Annotated in this window: 15 protein-coding genes; 6 read left to right on the top strand and 9 right to left on the bottom strand. The window is 57.6% G+C overall.

Going from position 1 to position 19,155, the window contains the following annotated elements:
* Positions 1 to 91: 91 nt before the first annotated feature.
* The gene (locus BQ8005_RS12000; protein WP_021847218.1) at positions 92 to 904 is read right to left on the bottom strand and encodes a DUF6261 family protein; all 813 of its coding nucleotides are present in this window, start codon (positions 902 to 904) and stop codon (positions 92 to 94) included.
* Between the two features lie 319 nt (positions 905 to 1,223).
* Positions 1,224 to 2,819 (bottom strand): leucine-rich repeat protein, encoded by a 1,596-nt coding sequence (locus tag BQ8005_RS11995; RefSeq protein ID WP_234984042.1) that lies wholly within the window; start codon positions 2,817 to 2,819, stop codon positions 1,224 to 1,226.
* A gap of 325 nt (positions 2,820 to 3,144) precedes the next feature.
* Between BQ8005_RS11995 and BQ8005_RS11990 the strand changes: the two genes are divergently transcribed.
* A complete protein-coding gene (locus tag BQ8005_RS11990; RefSeq protein WP_075318210.1) occupies positions 3,145 to 4,008 on the top strand; it encodes a hypothetical protein in 864 nt (287 codons plus the stop codon).
* Here BQ8005_RS11990 and ybeY read toward each other — a convergent pair.
* Genes ybeY through BQ8005_RS11975 form a run of 3 tightly spaced genes read right to left on the bottom strand, consistent with a single transcriptional unit; the run spans position 4,001 to position 6,662 of the window.
* Positions 4,001 to 4,420, bottom strand: coding sequence for an rRNA maturation RNase YbeY (gene ybeY / locus BQ8005_RS11985; RefSeq protein WP_021846658.1), 420 nt, complete (start codon positions 4,418 to 4,420; stop codon positions 4,001 to 4,003). The genes BQ8005_RS11990 and ybeY overlap by 8 nt on opposite strands.
* Before the next feature lie 10 nt (positions 4,421 to 4,430).
* Positions 4,431 to 5,660 carry a nucleoside recognition domain-containing protein gene (locus tag BQ8005_RS11980; protein ID WP_075318209.1) on the bottom strand — a complete coding sequence of 410 codons (1,230 nt, stop codon included), beginning with the start codon at positions 5,658 to 5,660 and terminating at the stop codon, positions 4,431 to 4,433.
* Positions 5,661 to 5,669: 9 nt separating this feature from the next.
* Positions 5,670 to 6,662, bottom strand: coding sequence for a M20/M25/M40 family metallo-hydrolase (locus tag BQ8005_RS11975; RefSeq protein ID WP_394334121.1), 993 nt, complete (start codon positions 6,660 to 6,662; stop codon positions 5,670 to 5,672).
* A 118-nt stretch (positions 6,663 to 6,780) separates the two neighbouring features.
* On the opposite strand from BQ8005_RS11975, the gene BQ8005_RS11970 reads away from it, so the two are divergent.
* From BQ8005_RS11970 to BQ8005_RS11955, 4 genes are all read left to right on the top strand, one after another.
* Positions 6,781 to 7,485, top strand: coding sequence for a DNA alkylation repair protein (locus tag BQ8005_RS11970; RefSeq protein WP_083610559.1), 705 nt, complete (start codon positions 6,781 to 6,783; stop codon positions 7,483 to 7,485).
* 181 nt (positions 7,486 to 7,666) lie between these two features.
* Positions 7,667 to 8,701, top strand: coding sequence for a Holliday junction branch migration DNA helicase RuvB (gene ruvB / locus BQ8005_RS11965; RefSeq protein WP_075318206.1), 1,035 nt, complete (start codon positions 7,667 to 7,669; stop codon positions 8,699 to 8,701).
* A gap of 13 nt (positions 8,702 to 8,714) precedes the next feature.
* Complete coding sequence (locus BQ8005_RS11960; protein WP_075318205.1) at positions 8,715 to 10,163, top strand: lipopolysaccharide biosynthesis protein; 1,449 nt, start codon at positions 8,715 to 8,717, stop codon at positions 10,161 to 10,163.
* 30 nt (positions 10,164 to 10,193) lie between these two features.
* Positions 10,194 to 12,329, top strand: coding sequence for a S46 family peptidase (locus BQ8005_RS11955; RefSeq protein WP_075319179.1), 2,136 nt, complete (start codon positions 10,194 to 10,196; stop codon positions 12,327 to 12,329).
* Positions 12,330 to 12,483: 154 nt separating this feature from the next.
* Here BQ8005_RS11955 and BQ8005_RS11950 read toward each other — a convergent pair whose 3' ends face one another.
* The 4 genes from BQ8005_RS11950 to BQ8005_RS11935 all read right to left on the bottom strand — a co-directional run bounded on the left by BQ8005_RS11950 (position 12,484) and on the right by BQ8005_RS11935 (position 17,526).
* Positions 12,484 to 13,410, bottom strand: coding sequence for a hydrogen peroxide-inducible genes activator (locus BQ8005_RS11950; RefSeq protein ID WP_021846665.1), 927 nt, complete (start codon positions 13,408 to 13,410; stop codon positions 12,484 to 12,486).
* Positions 13,411 to 13,437: 27 nt separating this feature from the next.
* On the bottom strand, positions 13,438 to 15,306 hold the full coding sequence (locus tag BQ8005_RS11945) for a DEAD/DEAH box helicase (protein ID WP_075318204.1): 1,869 nt from the start codon (positions 15,304 to 15,306) through the stop codon (positions 13,438 to 13,440).
* An 87-nt stretch (positions 15,307 to 15,393) separates the two neighbouring features.
* Positions 15,394 to 16,464 carry a tyrosine-protein phosphatase gene (locus BQ8005_RS11940; RefSeq protein WP_075318203.1) on the bottom strand — a complete coding sequence of 357 codons (1,071 nt, stop codon included), beginning with the start codon at positions 16,462 to 16,464 and terminating at the stop codon, positions 15,394 to 15,396.
* 126 nt (positions 16,465 to 16,590) lie between these two features.
* A complete protein-coding gene (locus BQ8005_RS11935; protein ID WP_075319177.1) occupies positions 16,591 to 17,526 on the bottom strand; it encodes a carbohydrate kinase family protein in 936 nt (311 codons plus the stop codon).
* Positions 17,527 to 17,669: 143 nt separating this feature from the next.
* Here BQ8005_RS11935 and BQ8005_RS11930 point away from each other — a divergent pair, with 143 nt between their 5' ends.
* On the top strand, positions 17,670 to 18,926 hold the full coding sequence (locus tag BQ8005_RS11930; RefSeq protein WP_075318202.1) for a M16 family metallopeptidase: 1,257 nt from the start codon (positions 17,670 to 17,672) through the stop codon (positions 18,924 to 18,926).
* Positions 18,927 to 19,155: the final 229 nt, after the last annotated feature.

Below are 19,155 nucleotides of genomic sequence, written 5' to 3'. Positions count from 1 at the left end.
AAAAAAAGGGGCCGAAGCCCCTTTTTTTAATGGAGAATTGAGAATGGAAAATGGAGAATGAATTTTCAATTATCAATTATCAATTATCAATTTATAGCGGGCTTCCGCCTTCGCCCTCGTCCTCGCCGCCGCCGGGTTCCGGTTCGGGCGTCGGTTCGGGCGTATCCGTGCCGGTATCTGCCGTGGAGCCGCTGGTGGAGTGCGAGTGGCTGGCCTCCTGCTGCGTGCGGTAGATGAGTCCGTTCACCGAATCGATGAATGCGTCCAGCTCGTCCGATGGCGAGGCGATGGCGAAGGCGTTCACCACCAGGACGATTTGCTGGTAGCAGGCATCCACCTGGCCGCGCAACTCCTTCGTGTCGATGCCCTCCAGTGTCTGCCGTTGCTGGGCGTCCTCCTGGCTCAGGCGGTGTATTTCCTCGAAAGCCGTGTTGGCCTCGTCCAGCAAGTCCACTTCGGCCTCTATGCCGAGCAGGGCGACGAGAGGCGCGTTTTCCGCCGAGCGCAAGCTGGCCACCAGTCCCTTGATTTCAGCCGTTTCCTTCATGTAGGAGTTGCTGTAGGCCGTGTTGTAGGGTGCGATGACCGAAGCCAGCTGTGCCGCAGCCCGGTATTTCTCGTCGTCGATGGAGCGTTGGTGGGCCTTGATGAGGTTCAGCACCACCATCAGGCCGTTGTCGCGCCGCGTGTCGGCGTCGGCCAGCAGCTGCGTGTAGCGTTGCGACGAGGGGCGGTTGATGATGGCCGCCTCCTGCTTCAGCAGGGAGGCATACAGCGCGGCCTGCGCCTCTACGTGCAGCGCGGCGGCGGTGGCCTCGATGATGTAGCTGTTCGCCTGGTCGTGGAATTGCATGTGGGTACCGCCGGGAAGGCCGGTGAGCCCAATGGGTAAAATCTGTTTCATAATGTTGGGTATTTGAGGGTTAATAATAGGTTTGTCGGTCATTTCCGAGGCCTCGGACGCGCGGCCAAAACTTTTGGCAGGGTTTCCGAGCCCTCGGACGAGCAGCCCAAAACTTTTGGCAGGGTTTCCGAGGCCTCGGACGTGCAGCCTAAAACTTTTGGGAGGGTTTCCGAGGCCTCGGAAGGCAGCCTAAAACTTTTGGGAGGGTTTCCGAGGCCTCGGATGTGCAGCCTAAAACTTTTGGCAGGGTTTCCGAGCCTTCGGATGTGCAGCCTAAAACTTTTGGCGGGGTTTCCGAGGCCTCGGAAGGCCTACTGCGTCACGGCTCGATGGCTTTGATTTTGTCCGCGTATTCGAACCATGTTTCCTTGTAGGCATCTACCGACCCGGCCGGCACGTAGATGTCGGAAAGGGCGGTATACTGGTAGAAGACGTGACCAATATGTACGGGCGGTGTCTCACCCAGGAAAGTGGCGGTGGAAAGGGAGCTGCAATCGCCGAATGCCCCCGCACCGATGCCTGTCACTCCGCTCGGGATTTCGATGGATTTCAGGAGGGAGCAGCCGAAGAATGCGTAGTTTCCGATGGTATTCAGCGCTACAGGGAAGTCAATGGAGGTCAGGGACGAGCAATGGTTGAATGCGTAGTCTCCGATGCCCGTGACGCCTTGGGGCAGCTTGAGGGTCTGGAGGGTCGAGTTGTTTCCCATGTGTCCGGTGTATGCAAATTTTGCTGCGTCGTCGCCCGTATAGGTGGTGCCCGCGAGGTCGAGGTCGGTCAGCATGTCTTTGTTCCGTTTGATGGCCTCCCAGTCGTCGTCGTTGATCTCGCCGCTTGTCACGGTGATGGATTTCAGGTCGATGCGGCTGCCTATCAGGGTGGCAAGCTGGCCGGGCTGAAGGTTGCCTATCGTCAGCTCAGTGCCGCAAAAGACGGTGATGCGCCCGATGGTGGTGCTGCCCTTCTTGTTGTCCAGCATCACGAGGATTTCGCCCGTGGCGGCGCCGCTCGTTATGTCGGCGGGGGCGGTGACGGTGAGGATGAGGTTAACGCTGATGGAGGCCTTCCATCCGTCGGGGACGGTTATCAGGTAGAGGTCGTCCGCAGTGGGGTTGTCGATGCCGGTGACAATGCATTGTATTTTCGCCGTTTGCCCGTAGGGCAGGGATACACCCGGAACATCGAACGTCAGGCCGATGCCCGTGTAGCGTGGCACTTGGAAGGTGCCGCCGTTGTTGGCCAGCTTGAAGATTACGTAGTCGGCGTTCTTCGTGTTGACGCTTTCAAAGAAGCTGTCGCCTTGCGGGCCGGTAGGACCGGTGGAGCCAGTGTCGCCCTGTTCGCCGCTGACGCGTGTCCATGTCTTGCCGCCGTCCACGCTCAGGTAGATGGCGTCGGGCTCGATGTCTTTGTTCTGCGAGTCGGTGGTGATTTGCTGTTCGTTGAGTTTCGCGCCCGTGGCCAGCTGGGGCAGCGGGGCGTCGTCGCCGGCGGGGCCTTGGTCGCCTTGCTCGCCCTGCGTGCCGTTGGCGCGGATGGGGTTGCCGTCGGTGTCGGTCAGGAGCTCGCCGTTCAGCGTCCAGTACCAGTTGCCGTCGTCGGCTTGCGTGGCGCCTATCTGCGGGGTGTCACCCTTGTCACCCTTGTCGCCCTTCGCGCCGTGGTAGATGGTGATGGCGGACGTGTTCAGGAAGCTGATGGTGAAGCCCACCTCCACGCCGTCCTTCACGACGGGCGTCACGGCGGTGATGTAGTCCGTCGTGCTGAGCAGCGTCTGTAGGGCTTGGATGTTGGTATTCGTTTCCGCCTGCCAGGCTTCGAGGGCGGCGATGCGCGCGGCCTGGGCAGCCAGTTCTTCGGTGTTTTGGTTCACCTGTTCCCAGAGTTCGGAGTCGTCGTACTTGCAGGCCGCCAAGGTCAGCGCGGCGAGCAGGAGGAGGGTTAAGGTCTTTCTTGCTTTCATATAGTTGTCCGATTAAAATTGGTTCTCATAGCATTTGCCGGGGGAGGCGGACGCACCGTGGTGCGTCCCTACAGCAAAACGTGCTGCGTTGCTTGCAAATGTAACCAATTATTTGATTTATTCAAACGGAAAGCTAAGTTTTCTGTAAGGAATGTTACTTTGTGCCATCGGGCGGGGCAGCGTTAAAGATGTTGAAATGATTTTCTTCACCGTAGGGAGTATGGCGGTTTTCCGGTATCTTTAGCAGTGAGTTGCATCGCTTGAAAAAGGAGGACATATGAGAAACGTAAGAATATCGGTCGTCTGCCTGCTGTGGCTGGGCGTACTGTTGCTGGGCGTGCAGACCGCTTCGGGGCAGGAAGACAGTACGCGCGTGCGCCGCGACAGCCTCCGAGTGGGCGCTGGCACGCCGCAGTTGCCGGTGAAATCGGGCATTTCGGGCGTTGGTGTGGAGGAGTATCGGCTGGAGCCGTCGCTCGAGGCAGGGCGTGAGGTGCCTGTGTTCCGTCCCGTGCGCCGTGATCCCGACCTGCGCCTGCCCTATCAGGAGAATCCGTCGCTCCGTTTCAAGGGCGATTTCCGTACGGAGGGTAGCCTGTGGCGCTGGCGCACAGGGCAGATTTATGGTATGGGCAGCCAGACGAGCCTGCCAGGCATCGGGCTGCGTAACGAGGCCGCCTTCAGCTTTGAGCAGGAACTGAATGATCGTCTCAGCCTGCAGGCCACGGTGGACGCCGTGCGGATGAACATGGCTTACTTCAACCGTCGGCAGTCGCTGGGCCTTTCGGGGGCATTGGTCTACCGGGCGCAGGACCATCTGTGGTTCACCGCTTTCGGCTCGGCGCGCACAGGCGACTTTCTCAATATGCAGTCTTATTCTTACGGGGGGACAATGGGGTTCGACATCACCGAGCGCTTCAGCCTGGAGCTTGGTGTACAGCGCTTCTACAACGACCTGACGGGCCGCTGGGAGACGCTGCCGGTGGTGATGCCGGGCTATCGGTTTAACGACAAGTTCAAGTTGCAGTTCGACGTGGGGCCACTGATCTACGAGCTCATCCGCGGCATCATCATCGATCATCGTGGCGGTCGGTCGGACGGCGGGCCTACGATACGGCCACCAGTGCCGGGGTTCAGATAGTTATTAACCCCAGCGCTTTGTTCTCCGCCTCCTCCATAATCTCCCGTTCGCCAGGTCCCTTGTCGTTGATGCCGCAGAGGTGGAGGATGCCGTGGATGATGACACGGTGCAGTTCGCGGCGGTAATCGCCTCCGGCAAACTGGTCGGCGTTGGTACGGACGGTGTCGAGGCTGATGAAGAGGTCGCCGCTCAGGCGGTTGCCCTCGCAATAGTCGAAGGTGATGATGTCCGTATAGTAATCGTGTTGCAGGTACTGGCGATTTACCTCCAGTATCTTCTCGTCCGAGCAGAAGATGTAGGCTATTTCACCGATTTTCTTCCCGTAGGAAGCCGCCACGGCCTTGATCCATGCCGTCGTTTCGCGCTTTTGGATGTCGGGCATGTCTACGCCCTCAGTTTGGTAAGTAATCATATCCCTATATTTAAAAGAACCAATAACTAATGATAATGCCCGCCACGATGCCTGAAAGGTCGGCCAGCAGGCCGCATGTCACGGCATTGCGCGTACGGGTGACGCCTACGCTGCCGAAGTAGACGGCCAGGATGTAGAACGTTGTGTCCGAAGCGCCGCGCACCACGCAGCTCATGCGTCCCACGAACGAATCGGCGCCATACTGGTTCATCGCGTCGATCATCAGGCCGTTGGCCCCGCTGCCGCTGAGCGACTTCATCAGGGCCGTGGGTAGCGCGCCCACAAAGCTCGTATCTACGCCGAACCATCCCACCACAGCGCCGATGCCTTCGACCAGTAGGTCCATCGCTCCCGACGCACGGAAGACGGCGATACCCACCAGGAAAGCCACCAGGTAGGGAATAATGCGCACGGCGGTAGTGAAGCCTTCTTTGGCACCCTCGATGAAGGCGTCATAGACATTCGTCCGCTTCCACACACCCCACAGGATGAAGAACAGGATGATGCTGAACAGGATGATGTTGGCCGTCAGCGTGGAGTAGGTGCCCATCTGGTCGCGCCCTAGGCGGACGAAGAGGTAAATCAGTGCTGCGAAGAACAGCGCGATGCCTCCCACCAGCATCAGGATGGGCTTGCAAAGCAAATTGATGCGCTGGCTGATGCTGACCACCGCCACGCCCACAAAGGTCGACACGGTGGTGGTGAGCAGCGTCGGGATGAAGATGTCCGTAGGCTGGGCGGCCCCCATCTGTGCGCGGTAGACCATGATGCTGACGGGTATCAGGATAAGCCCCGAGGTGTTGATGACCAGGAACATGATCATCGGGTTAGTGGCCGTATCTTTGTGCGGGTTTAGTTCTTGTAATTCTTTCATCGCCTTCAAGCCCATGGGCGTAGCAGCATTGTCTAGCCCCAGCATGTTGGCCGACAGGTTCATGAAGATGCTACCCATGGCCGGATGACCTTTGGGTATGTCGGGGAAGAGGCGGCAGAATACGGGGCTGAGCCAGCGCGACAGGGCGCCTATCAGGCCGCTCTGCTCGCCTATCTTCATGAGGCCCAGCCAGAGGGCGAGGATGCCCGTCAGGCCCAGCGATATCTCGAAGGCGCTTTTCGATGAGTCGAATGTGGCATTCACCAGTTCGGTGAAAATGTCCATGTCGCCCAGAAAGACGAGCTTGCCCAGCGCGACGATGAAGGCAATGACGAAAAAGGCGACCCAGATGTAGTTCAGTACCATAATGCAGTGTTAATAAGTTTCTTCATTCGCCAAGTTCCACACGTTGAGGAACGAAGCCTTGGTGATGTCCACCACCTTCTCCCAGTTCAGGCGGTCGGCGTGGTCCGAAGGCTGGTGGTAGTCGGGATGTCCGTCGGTGTGATACCAGATGATGGGGATGTCGCGCATGGCGAACGAGGCATTGTCGCTGCCACCCACGGGGCGGTCCCACGCGCGGTAGTCGGGCTCCAGAGCGAGGCCGTAGCGGGCGATGTCGTCCTTAAGCCACTGCCCGAAGGCTGGGTGAGCGGCGGTGTAGAAGTAAACCACGTGGCGCGGACGGTCGGGCTTGTTGTTGCGCCCTATCATGTCGAAGTTCAGATATCCCTTGACCTTCCCGATGAAATCGCAACTTTGGACGAAATGCTTCGAGCCCAGCAGCCCCTTCTCCTCACCGTCCCAGAAAGCGATGATGACGTTGCGCAACGGCTTCTGTCCGCTGGCTTGGAAGGCGCGGGCTATCTGCAGCACGGCCGATACGCCTGAGGCGTTGTCGTCCGCTCCGTTGTAGATGGCATCGTCGGCCAGTGTCTCGTCCGTACCCAGGTGGTCGAAGTGGGCACCCACGATGACATATTCGTCCGTCCGCTGGCCGGGGATGATGCCCAGCACGTTGGCCATGCGCAGCACGCGGTGTGTGCCCTGCTTCAGACGGGCGATGGAGTCAGGGTGCACCTGCCAGCGCGCCCTTTTCTGCTGCCTCTCCTTGGCGCAAGCTTCGAAGGGCTGGAAGTAGCTGTCGCCATAGAGCGGACGGATGCCTGCCTCCTTGAGATTGGCGGCCAGATAGCGTGCGGCTACACGCGAGCCGTGCATACCCGCTTCGCGACCTTGCAACTCATCATCGGCCAGGAAGCCCACGATGGCCTCGGCCGAAGTACGGTTGATACTCTTCAGACCCCGCTCGACGGCTGTCTGTGCATGGACGAGGGACGTGCCGCTCAGGCAGACGGCCCCCATCATCAGGAGGGAAATGACTGTTCTTTTCATATGTAGGGACAAAAATAGGGATAACTTTCCATAGTTTGTCAATTTTTCCCGTATTTTTGCCTCATGCTAACCCCTAATTACTGACCATCAAATGACCAAGACAGAAGAAATACAGGCCGAACTGGAGGCCTACATCGACCCTGTGAAGCGCGAATACCTGCCCAAGTTTTTCAAGACGGGGCGGGGAGAGTATGGCGAGGGCGACCGCTTTCTGGGCGTCGTCGTTCCCAACGTGCGCCTCGTGGCCCGCCGTCATAAGGACGAACCCGCCGAAGTGGCCGCCGTGTTGCTCCAGAGCCCCTGGCACGAGTGCCGCCTCTGCGCCCTGCTGATGCTGGTGGAGCGCTTCAGGAAGAGCGATGAAATGGGGCGGAAAGCCATCTTCGACTTCTACCTGACGCAGACGGCCCGCATCAACAACTGGGATCTGGTGGACCTCTCGGCTCCCTATATCGTGGGCGAACACTTGAAGGACAAGCCCCGCGACGTGCTCCACCGTTTGGCCGCCGACCCGCTGCTGTGGAACCAGCGCATCGCGGTCGTGGCCACGATGCCGCTCATCAAAAACGGCGATTTCATCGACATTCTGACCCTCGTTCCACACTTTTTCCACACGCCCCACGACCTGATGCGGAAGGCCTGCGGATGGATGTTGCGCGAGGTGGGCAAGAAGGACAAGACTGTACTCGTCCGCTTCCTTGAGGAACATTGCCAAGTGATGCCCCGCACCATGCTGCGCTACGCCATCGAGAAGTTTGCCGACGACGAGCGCCGCCGCTTCATGGCGCGCGGATGAGAGCCAGAAGAGAAAACAATGCTTTCCCCCAAGGAAAGCACTGCTTTGTTGAGGAGAAAACGGTGCTTTACGGATGGCGTAGTATTTCTTCTATTTTCTACGAAGTTTGTGGTGGTTTATGATACATCCTCTTTGTACTTCTCTCGGTTTGCATTATCTTTGTCTCGTATAAACATGCATCATGGAACAAGAAAACTTTGATATACGTAACCAGCAGCCGATGAACAGCCGTGAGCGCGACTTCGAGAACGTGCTCCGCCCGCTGGCTTTCGAAGATTTCAGCGGTCAGGACAAGGTGGTGGACAACCTCCGCATCTTCGTCAAGGCGGCCCGTCTGCGCGGCGAGGCGCTGGACCATACGCTGCTCCACGGCCCTCCCGGCTTGGGAAAGACTACGTTGTCCAATATCATAGCCAACGAGCTGGGTGTGGGCTTCAAGATTACCTCCGGCCCTGTGCTCGACAAGCCGGGCGATCTGGCGGGCATCCTGACGAGCCTCGAGCCCAATGACGTCCTTTTTATCGACGAAATCCACCGCCTCAGCCCTGTGGTGGAGGAGTATCTCTACTCGGCCATGGAGGACTACCGTATCGACATCATGATCGACAAAGGCCCCTCGGCCCGCAGTATCCAGATAGACCTGAACCCCTTTACGCTCGTGGGCGCCACCACGCGCAGCGGCCTGCTGACGGCTCCGCTTCGTGCGCGCTTCGGCATCAACCTCCATCTGGAGTACTACGACAACGATGTGCTGAGCACCATCATCCAGCGTTCGGCACGCATCCTCGACGTACCCTGCTCGTCGAAGGCGGCAGTCGAGATTGCCAGCCGAAGCCGCGGTACGCCTCGTATTGCCAACGCCCTGTTGCGCCGCGTACGCGACTTTGCTCAGGTGAAGGGTTCGGGCAGCATCGACACCGAGATAGCCCGCTACGCCCTCGAGGCTCTGAACATCGACCGCTACGGCCTCGACCAGATAGACAACAAGATTCTGATGACCATCATCGACAAGTTCAAGGGCGGCCCTGTGGGCCTCACAACCATTGCCACCGCCTTAGGCGAGGATCCCGGCACCATCGAGGAAGTTTACGAACCGTTCCTCATCAAGGAAGGTTTCATCAAGCGCACGCCCCGCGGTCGTGAAGTGACGGAGCTGGCCTATAAGCATTTGGGGCGGACGATGTACAACGGAGGACAGCCGTCGTTGTTTGACTGAAAAAGATTGAATTATGGCAAATCTGAAATCATTGGCTAAAGAAACCGCCATCTACGGCCTAAGCAGTATCGTAGGGCGATTTTTGAATTATCTGCTGGTACCTGTCTATACCATGGCGATGTCTGCGCAGAGCGGAGGCTATGGCGTGGTGACAAATATTTATGCTTGGGTGGCTTTGGCACTGGTGTTGCTTACCTTCGGCATGGAGACGGGCTTCTTCCGTTTCGCCAACAACGGCAAGGACGATCCTATGCGCGTCTACTCCACTACGCTGATGGGTGTAGGTGGCGTGTCGCTTACGTTTCTTGCTTTGGGATTGGTGTTTCTGCAACCTATTGCTAGCCTGCTGGGCTACGAAGCCCATCCCGAATACGTGGGCATGATGATGGCCGTGGTGGCCATGGACGCCATCCAGAGCATCCCCTTTGCCTACCTGCGCTACAAGAAGCGCCCCATCAAGTTTGCTGCGCTGAAGCTGCTGTTCATCTTCCTGAATATCGCCCTGAATCTCGTCTACTACGTGGCGATGAAGGGTAGCGACGTTGGCTATGCCTTCTTGTTCAACCTTGTCTGCACGTCCACCGTCATGCTCTGCCTCGTGCCTGAGCTGCGCGGCTTCCACTACGTACTCGATCGTGCCCTGCTGCGCCGCATGCTGTCCTATAGCCTGCCTTTGCTCGTGCTTGGTCTGGCAGGTATTCTGAACCAGGTGGCCGACAAGATTATCTTCCCCTACGTCTATCCCGATGCCGCTGAGGCCAAGGTGCAGCTGGGCATCTACGGCGCGGCCAGCAAGATAGCTATGATCATGGCCATGCTGACGCAGGCCTTCCGCTATGCTTACGAGCCGTTTGTCTTCGGCAAGAGCCGCGACAAGGATAATCGTGAGGTCTATGCCGCCGCCATGAAGTATTTTATCATCTTCACCCTGCTGGCCTTCCTGGCCGTGATGTTCTACCTCGACCTGCTGAAGTTCATCATCGGGCGCGATTACTGGGCCGGCCTGCGCGTAGTGCCCATCGTGATGGCGGCCGAAATCTTTATGGGCGTGTACTTTAACTTGTCGTTCTGGTACAAGCTGATTGACGAGACGCGCTGGGGTGCTTACTTCTCGCTGACGGGGTGCGCCGTGCTGGTGCTTATCAATGTGCTGCTCATTCCGCGCTACAGCTACATGGCCTGCGCCTGGGCGGGCTTTGCGGGCTATGGGGTGGCCATGCTGCTGTCCTACTTCGTGGGGCAGAAGAAATACCCCATCCGCTACGACCTAAAGGGCATCGGACGCTACGTGCTGCTGGCCGCCGTTCTTTACGTGGCTGCTGAGTATGTGCCCATTGAGAATTTGTGGCTGCGCCTAGGTTGGCGGACGGTGCTCCTGCTGGTGTTTGCTGCCTATATCGTGAAACATGACCTGCCCCTGAGCCGCATTCCGTTGTTGAATCGGTTGGTGACGAAGAAATAATCTGTGGAAAAAACGAAGAAAATAATGATGATGAGAGACTTGAAATATTGTCTGCTGACCGCCTGTCTGCTGGCGAGCGTGGCTGTTATGGCTGACGAGGGTATGTGGATGCTGGGTAATTTGGACAAAAAGACTACCCACATGCTGAAAGAGATGGGGCTTGAGCTGAAGCCGAAGGAACTGTACAGCCCTCGCAAGGCCTCGCTGAAGGATGCCGTAGTGAGCTTTGGCGGCTTCTGTTCGGGCGTGGTGGTATCCGAGGACGGATTGGTGCTCACCAACCATCATTGCGGCTTTAGCAGCGTGCAGCAGCATTCCAGTGTGGATCATGACTATTTGCAGGATGGCTTCGTGGCCCGCACGCGCGATGAGGAGTTGCCCAATCCCGAACTTTACGTGCGCTTCCTCCTGCGGCAGGAGAACGTGACGAAGCGTGTGCTTTCTGCCGTCCGGCCCGACATGGACGAGTCGGCCCGCGCCAGTGCCGTCGACTCGGTAATGTTAGCCGTCGGAGCCGAAGTGTCGCAGAAGGACTCCACGCTGACGGGCGTGGTCGACGCTTATTATGGCGGTAATGAATTCTGGCTCTCCGTCTATCAAGATTTCAACGATGTTCGCTTGGTATTTGCTCCGCCTTCGTCCGTCGGCAAGTTCGGCTGGGACAAGGACAATTGGATGTGGCCGCGCCACACGGGCGACTTCTGCGTCTTCCGCATCTACGCCGGCCGTGGGAACCGTCCGGCCGACTACTCGCCCGACAATGTGCCCTACCATCCCCGTTACGTGGCCCCCATTTCACTTGAAGGCTATCAGGAAGGTGATTTCTGCATGACCCTGGGCTATCCCGGCTCGACGGAACGCTACCTGTCGTCGTTCGGCATCGAGGAAGCCATGAACGGCATCAACCAGGCGCAGATAGATATCCGCGGCGTGAAGCAGGCCATCTGGAAGCGTGCGATGGACGCCAGCGACGATATCCGCATCAAGTACGCCTCCAAGTACGACGAAAGTTCTAACTACTGGAAGAACAGCATCGGTACGAATCGTTCCCTCCGCCGCCTGAACGTGCTCGAGAGGAAGCGCACGCTGGAGCGCGACTTACAGGACTGGATACGTCGCACTCCAGCCGAGCGCGACAGCTTGCTTCACTTGCTGACCGATCTCGAGCTGGCCTACAAGGACCGCCGTGCCGTTAACCGGGCACAGGCCTACTTGCTGGAAAGCTTCCTTAACGGTCCCGAATTGGTGCAGCTGGCCCTCAGCATTCTGAACTTCGACTTTGGCGCTGATCCAAAGGTCGTTGAGGTCAATCTGCAAGGTATCGTGGACAAGTATGCCAACCTCGACTTGGACGTCGACAAGGACGTTTTCACAGCTCTGCTGAAGGAGTATCCCCGTCATGTGGAGGTCAACTATCTGCCGTCACTGTACGACTCCATCGCTACCGTCTACGGCGGCAGCGAGCGTGCTTATGTGGACAGCCTCTATGCTCGTACGGCCATTGCCACGCCCCGTGGTCTGAAGCGTTTCCTGGAGAACGACACCACGCTGCACCTCTTTAGCGACCCGGCTATCAACTTGGGCATCGATCTTATCACCCAGCTCTTCGAGATGAACATGCAGATGAACGCCTCCAACCTAGCCGTTGACCGTGGCGAGCGGCTGTTCAATGCCGCTGTACGCCGCTATTACGCCGACCGTCGTTTCTATCCCGACGCCAATTCAACGATGCGCCTCAGCTTCGGCACGGTGCGGGGCTATGACCCGGCCGACGGGACGCATTACCGCTACTTCACAACCGTACGTGGCATTCTGGAGAAGGCCCGCGAGCATCGCAGCGAGCCCGACTTCGCCCTGCAGCCCGAGCTGGTGAGCCTGCTGGAGAGCGGCGACTACGGCCGTTATGCCGATCGGAGCGGAGAGATGAAGGTCTGCTTCATTTCGGATAACGACATCACGGGCGGTAACTCGGGCAGCGCCATGTTCAACGCGCGCGGTCAGCTCCTCGGCCTGGCTTTCGACGGCAATTGGGAGGCCATGAGCAGCGATTATCTCTACGAGCCCCGCTTGCAGCGCTGCATCGGGGTAGATATCCGCTACGTGCTGTTCATCATCGAGAAATATGGTCAGGCGGGCCGCCTGATAGAAGAATTGAAAATTGGATGATGTCATGTCCTTTTTTCTGTCTATATTATTGTGGCGTATGTGTAGAAAAATATGTCCGGCAGGCTGTTCACCATGGTGAATTGACGGAAAGATACGTTCAGTTGGGAGAAGCTTGAGTATCAGGCCTGAAATACTGTTATTTTGTTACTTTATTTTAGATGACTTGCTGCGTGGGCTTGGGCGAAAGCATTTCGGCCGGTACGGCGGCCTGGATGGCTTGTCTGAGTATGTCGAGCAGCGTGCAGCGGATGAAGTCTTTGGACGTAAGCATCACGATTTGCCGCGTGGGGCGGGGCACGGCGAAGGGGCGTACCAGTTCGTGCTGTGTCTCGCTCAACTGAGATATGGCCAGTTCGGGGATGAATGTGACTCCCTTGCCGCCCTCCACCATGCGCATGAACGTTTCCATGCTGCCCAGATGGTAGACCATCTGGCTGGTCTGTGCGGATTTCAGCTGGCAGAAGCGGACGAGCTGGTTGCGGAAGCAGTGCCCCTCGTCTAGCAGCCAGAGCTGCGTGCCGGAGAGGTCGGCGGTGCGGATGGTCTCGCGACTGAAGAGTTCATCTTCGCGGGCCACGTAGGCGTAGAATTGTTCGTAGAAGAGCGGCGTCTGCGCAAAATCGTCCATGCCGTCCAGGGCAGCCACGATGCCGACGTCTATCTTCTCGTCTGCCAAAGCCTGCTTGATGGCAGCGGTTTTCATCTCCGTGACGCGGATGTCCAGCTGCGGGTGCTGCTTCATCAGCTGAGGGAAAAAGCGAGGCAGCAGGTAGGGGGCGATAGTGGGGAGGATGCCCAAGGTGAACGTGCCTGTCAGTATATGCCTTTCTTCAGCCACCATTTCCTTGATGCGGGCGGCTTCGGCCAGCACCTGTCGCGCCTGTCCCAAGATAAGGCGTCCGGCAGGTGTAGGGCTTACAGACTGGCGAGTGCGGTCGAAGATGCGGATGTCCAGCTCTTCTTCTAGCTTTTGGATCAGTGCACTCAGGGTGGGCTGCGTCACGCCGCAGTGTTCGGCCGCCTTGCCAAAGTGGCGGAACTGGTTCAGGGCGAGGATGTACTCCAGTTGTTGCAGGGTCATGGTATCGGTCGTTTGAGGTTCTTCGGTTTATTTCTTTTTTTTCTTCGACGGCTTGGCCCAGCCCTCTTCGCTGAAGTCGGGTTCGGGCCCCTTGAGCCCGTTTTCGTGCTGGAAGAATTGCTTCCAGTCGTCCTTGCGGCCGCGGGGCTTGGTGTATCCGCGCTCTTCGCGGCTGGGCTTGGCGCGTCTGGGTTCCTTAGCGGGCTTTTCGGCTTTCTTGCGTTCAGGCTTCTCGGTTTTGCGTTCGGCCTTTTTCCTGCCCGTATTCTCGTCGGCTTCTCCGGCCGGCTCGACGGAGATTTTCCGTCCGTTCCAGCGTGTGCGGTTCAGGGCTTTGATGACCTTATCGGCTTCGGCCTCGTCCACTTCGAAGAACGAGAAGTTGCGCATCAGGTCGATACGTCCCAGGTCGACGCGGCCCTTCGTGTTACTGTTGATGAGGCCGATGAGATCGGTGGGGAAGAAGTTGTCTGTTTTGCCCACGTTGATGAAGAGGCGCGTGAAGCCCGCTTCGGCCTTGCGGCTGCCGTTCTTTTTACCTTTTCCAGCTTTCTTCTCTTCGTTGGTGCCGACGGTCTCTATTTCTTCGCGATCACGGTAGTATTCCACGAAGCGGTTGAACTCGTGCGACACCATGCGCTTGATGAGGTCTTCCTTGGACAGCCAATCCAGCTTGCGGCAGACGTCGGGCATGAAGTCAGCTATCTCTTCTTCGTTCACCTTCACTTTTTCCAGGTCGTCGATGACTTTCATCAACTGCTTTTCGCAGATTTGCTTGGCGGTAGGCATGACGCCTGTCTCGAATTTCTTGGCGATGATGCGTTCTATTTCGCGCATTTTGCCCTTCTCGCGCAGGTTGATGATGGCGATGGAGGTGCCCGTCTTTCCGGCGCGTCCGGTACGTCCGCTGCGGTGAGTGTAGCTTTCGGTGTCGTCGGGCAGGCCGTAGTTGATGACGTGCGTCAGGTCGTCCACGTCCAGTCCGCGGGCGGCCACGTCGGTAGCCACGAGCAGCTGCAGGTTGCGGATGCGGAACTTCTGCATCACGGCGTCGCGCTGCGCCTGCGACAGTTCACCGTGTAGCGAGTCAGCGTTGTAACCTTCCTGCATCAGCTTGTCGGCTATCTCCTGCGTCTCCTTGCGGGTGCGGCAGAAGATGATGCCGTATATCTGCGGATAATAGTCGACGATGCGTTTCAGCGTCTCGTACTTGTCCTTGGCATGGACCACGTAGACGATGTGCTTCACGTTGGCCGTTCCCTCGTTCTTGCGTCCGATGGTGATTTCCTTGGCGTCGTGCAGATAGTTCTTCGAGATGCGGGCTATTTCGGGGCTCATGGTGGCCGAGAAGAGCAGAGTGTTGCGTTCTTCGGGCACGTCGGCCAGGATGGCGTTGATGCTGTCGGTGAAGCCCATGTTGAGCATTTCGTCGGCCTCGTCCATCACCACGTTCTGGATGGTGATCAGGGAGACGGTCTTGCGCTCCATGAGGTCGAGCAGGCGGCCGGGCGTAGCCACGATGATGTGCACGCCGCGTTTCAGGGCCTTGATCTGGCTTTCGATGGACGAGCCACCGTAGACGGGCAGCACGCGTAAGCCGTTGATATACTTGCTGTAGTCGTTCAGGTCGCCCGCAATCTGGAGACAGAGCTCACGCGTGGGGCAGAGGATCAGTGATTGTGGATATTGTTTGCTGACGTCGATTTTCTGTGTCAGCGGCAGTCCGAAGGCCGCTGTCTTTCCGGTGCCTGTCTGTGCCAGAGCCACCACGTCATTGTTTTCTCCCAAAAGATAGGGAATTACTTCTTCTTGTACTGGCATGGGATACGCATATCCCATCTCTTCGATGGCGCGGCGTATCTCCGGCGACACACCAAGCTCTTCAAATGTCTTCATTAAATCTTTGTATCTCTTTATGTTTTGGGGACAAAGATAGTGCAAACCGAGTGAAGTACAAAACGAAAGCTTCGTTTTCGGATTGTCTTACGGCTGCTTTGTCAGCAGGATATTCCGCAGATGTTTCATTTCCTGCTTGCTGAGGCCGATGCCTTCGCGCAGATAGGTTTTGATGTCGCCATACTGGCGTTCGGCTTCCTCCTTGGCTGCGTTCAGGAAGTCTTCGCGGGCGGAGAAGAGTGTAGTGATGGCTTCCTGCGAGCGGACGGGCAAGTTGTAGGCGTAGCGGGTAGCCCGAGGAATGTTGAAGTAATCGTTGCTCAGGCGGTAGTCTTCCATGATTTTGTCTTCGTTGACATCGAGGCAGGCTAAAATGAGCGCTGAGACAATACCTGTGCGGCCTTTACCAGAGGAACAGTGGATGACGACGGGGTAGTTGTCCTCATTGAGCAGGAGGTCAAATAATTTACGGTATTGTACCGCGTATTTGGTAATCAATTCCCGGTTCATGCGTTCCACGATGCGGTAAACTGTATCACTACGGATGCTTCGGTCTTGCACGCCGTTAATGATTTGTTCCATGTTTCCAGTAGCGATGGGGATAGATACTACGCTGAAGTTTTTCTCCAGACTTTTACTGAGTTCCATTTTCTCTTCGGGCGAACGGAGGTCGATAATGGTTCGTATTCCCAGGTTTTTCAGTTTCTTTAGTGAACCTTTGCGTAGCCTGTTGATTTCACCGGAACGGTAGAGCATTCCCCAGCGGACGAATTTATGATGCGGGTAGGAGGGATAGCCTCCGAGGTCGCGGAAATTCTGTATGCCCGGGATGTTGATGTTGCGTGTAGCCATGTCTACCTTGTATTTCTCGGCGAAAACCATCCGGTAATAATACCGGCGCATGGGGTCGGTGGTGATGATGGTCAGGTGCTGGTCGGAGATGGGTGCGCTGGCTACGAGATGTTCCGTGCCCGTGTGTTCCGGGCTTTCAGATGCATAGACTTTGACTTCGCCGGGGATTTCGGGGATAGTTTCCCATTTCACGACGCTGTTCCCTACGTTGTTTTCTTCGCACACGACGGAGATGCGTGGACTGGTTTTGCTGCACGACGGGAGCAGGGCAGCTAACATTAACAGGCAATACAAATTTCTATACATACTTGCGAATTTTCTTTTGGATGGACAGAAATCCGGCTTCCATGCGGGACGGATGCCGTCCCCGGAAAGCCGGTTATCACAAATATAGGAAAATTGCGTTCAAGGCGTATTGGACGGGTGCCCCTTTTATGCTTCTTTTTCTATCTTTAATTTTTCTGCAAATTCCGGGGAGATGCTGTTGTTCAGGCTGCGGCACGACTCCGTGGCGAAGGCGATGCCGTAGTCCATCACGCGGTTCCAGCGCGCTTCGTCCAGGTCGTTCAGGTCGTCGTAGCGGATATCCAGCTTCAACAGGCCGTAGATGATACCGGCGTTGAAGTTGTCGCCCGCGCCGACGGTGCTGACGGTTTCGACTGTCGGAATAGGGTAATCCTTGCTGAAGCGGGCCGTGCGCAAGGCGATGTCTTTGTGTCCGGCGGTGCAGATGAAGTTGCGGCAGTAGAACTTGATTTTGTCCTTGTAAATCTTGTCCACGTCCTGCAGGTTGTACATGTAAAAGAAGTCGTCGACTGATCCTCGGACGATGTCGGCGTATTCCAGATTTTCGATGATGGTGGGCGCCAGCTTGATAGCTTCTTCCTTGTACGTGGAGCGGAAGTTGGGGTCGTAGTAGACGATGGCTTTCTTGGCGCGCGCTGTGTCCAGCAGTTCCACGATTTTGTCGCGTAGCACGGGGTTCAGGGCGTAATAAGAACCGAGGATGACGATGTCGTCTTCGTTTACTTCGGGCCACACCACGTCGAGTCGCTGGCGGGGATAGTCTTTATAAAAGAGGTATGCGGCGTCGTTCCGTTCGTTGAGGAAGGCGAGCGACACGGGTGACTTGCCGTCGGGGAAAACGTTGACGTGTTCCGTGGGCATGCCGTTGTCGCGCATGAACTGGAGAATGATGTTGCCTACCTGGTCGTTGCCCGTCTCGCTGATGAAGCGGATGGGGACACCCGCACGGCTCAGCGACACGAGGCCGTTGAAAACAGAACCGCCGGGTACGGCCGCGGTGGGCTGCCCGTTGCGGAAGAGAATGTCGAGAATGGTTTCTCCGATGCCGATTACTTTTCGCATAGTGAATGATGTTTTTACGCTCGCGGGGAGGCGGCCGGGGCGCGTCTTCCCGCTTTTGCCGGGTGCAAATATCCGCAATTTTCCATAAAACGCAATAGGTTTTGTTGTATTTTTGCAGGCGCAAAATGTAAGAAAACCGACCGATGAAGAAGTTTGAAACCGGGGAACCGGAGTATCACGTGCATACGCTGGCTAACGGCCTGCGCATCATCCACGAGCCCCTGCGCTCGCGGGTGGCTTATTGTGGATTTGCCGTCGACGCCGGCACGCGCGACGAGCGCGAAGAGGAGCAGGGCATGGCCCACTTTGTGGAGCACCTCATCTTCAAGGGAACGCAGAAGCGGCGGGCGTGGCACATCCTGAACCGCATGGAGAACGTGGGCGGCGACTTGAACGCCTATACCAACAAGGAGGAGACGGTGGTCTATTCGGCATTCCTCGTGGAGCATTTTGCCCGCGCCTTCGAGCTGCTGGCCGACATCGTGTTCCACTCTACCTTTCCCCAACGCGAAATTGAGAAGGAGACCGAGGTCATCATCGACGAGATACAGTCGTACGAGGACAATCCGGCCGAACTGATATTCGACGATTTCGAGGACCTCATCTTCCGCGGCCATCCGCTGGGGCGCAACATCCTGGGACGGCCCGAACGGCTGCGCACGTTCCGCACGGAGGACGCTGTGGCCTTCACCCGCCGCTACTACCGGCCGGAAAATATGGTGTTCTTCGTTCTGGGCGACGTGGATTTCCGCCGTGTGGTGCGCCTGGCCGAGAAGTTGGTAGGCGACTTGCCCGGCAGCGGGACGGGCGACACCGTTACGGACCGCCGTATGCCCCCGCCGCTCTACGTGCCCGACCGCCTTGTGCTGGACAAGGGCACGAACCAGGCGCACGTCATGCTGGGCGCCCGCGGCTACAACGCCTACGACCACCGCCGCACGGCCCTCTACCTGCTGAACAACCTGCTGGGCGGGCCGGGCATGAACAGCCGCCTGAACGTCTCGCTGCGCGAACGCCGCGGGCTGGTCTACAACGTGGAGTCGAACCTGACGGCCTACACCGACACGGGCACGTTCTGCATCTACTTCGGCTGCGACCCCGCCGACGTGGACCTCTGCCTCCACTTGGTGCACAAGGAGCTGAAGCGCCTGCGCGACCGCCGCCTGACCGCCTCGCAGCTGGCCGCCGCCCAGAAGCAGCTGATAGGCCAGATAGGCGTGGCGTCGGACAACAACGAGAACAACGCCCTGGGCATGGCGAAGACTTTCCTCCACTACAACCGCTACGAGTCGCAGGAGGCCGTCTGCCGCCGCGTCGCCGAGCTTACGGCGGACGAGCTGCTGGCCGTGGCGGGCGAGCTGCTGGCCGAAGACTATCTTTCCGTATTGATTTACAAGTGATGGGCGGCGTTTTCGCGGCTTGCGAAAGCCTGCTGCAACGTGCAGGACGGAATCGCGAAGTGCGAAAGCTTCCTGCAACGTGCAGGACGGAATCGCGAAGTGCGAAAGCTTCCCGCAACGTGCAGGACGGAATCGCGAAGCGCGAAAGCTTCCTGCAGCGTGCAGGACGAAATCGCGAAGTGCGAAAGCTTGCCGCAGCGTGCAGGACGGAATCGCGAAGCGCGAAAGC

Source organism: Bacteroides togonis (assembly GCF_900130135.1).
GTDB classification, from domain to species: Bacteria; Bacteroidota; Bacteroidia; order Bacteroidales; family Bacteroidaceae; genus Bacteroides; species Bacteroides pullorum.
The sequence above is the reverse complement of the archived record's forward strand: the minus strand, read 5'-3'. Positions and strand labels throughout refer to the sequence as shown.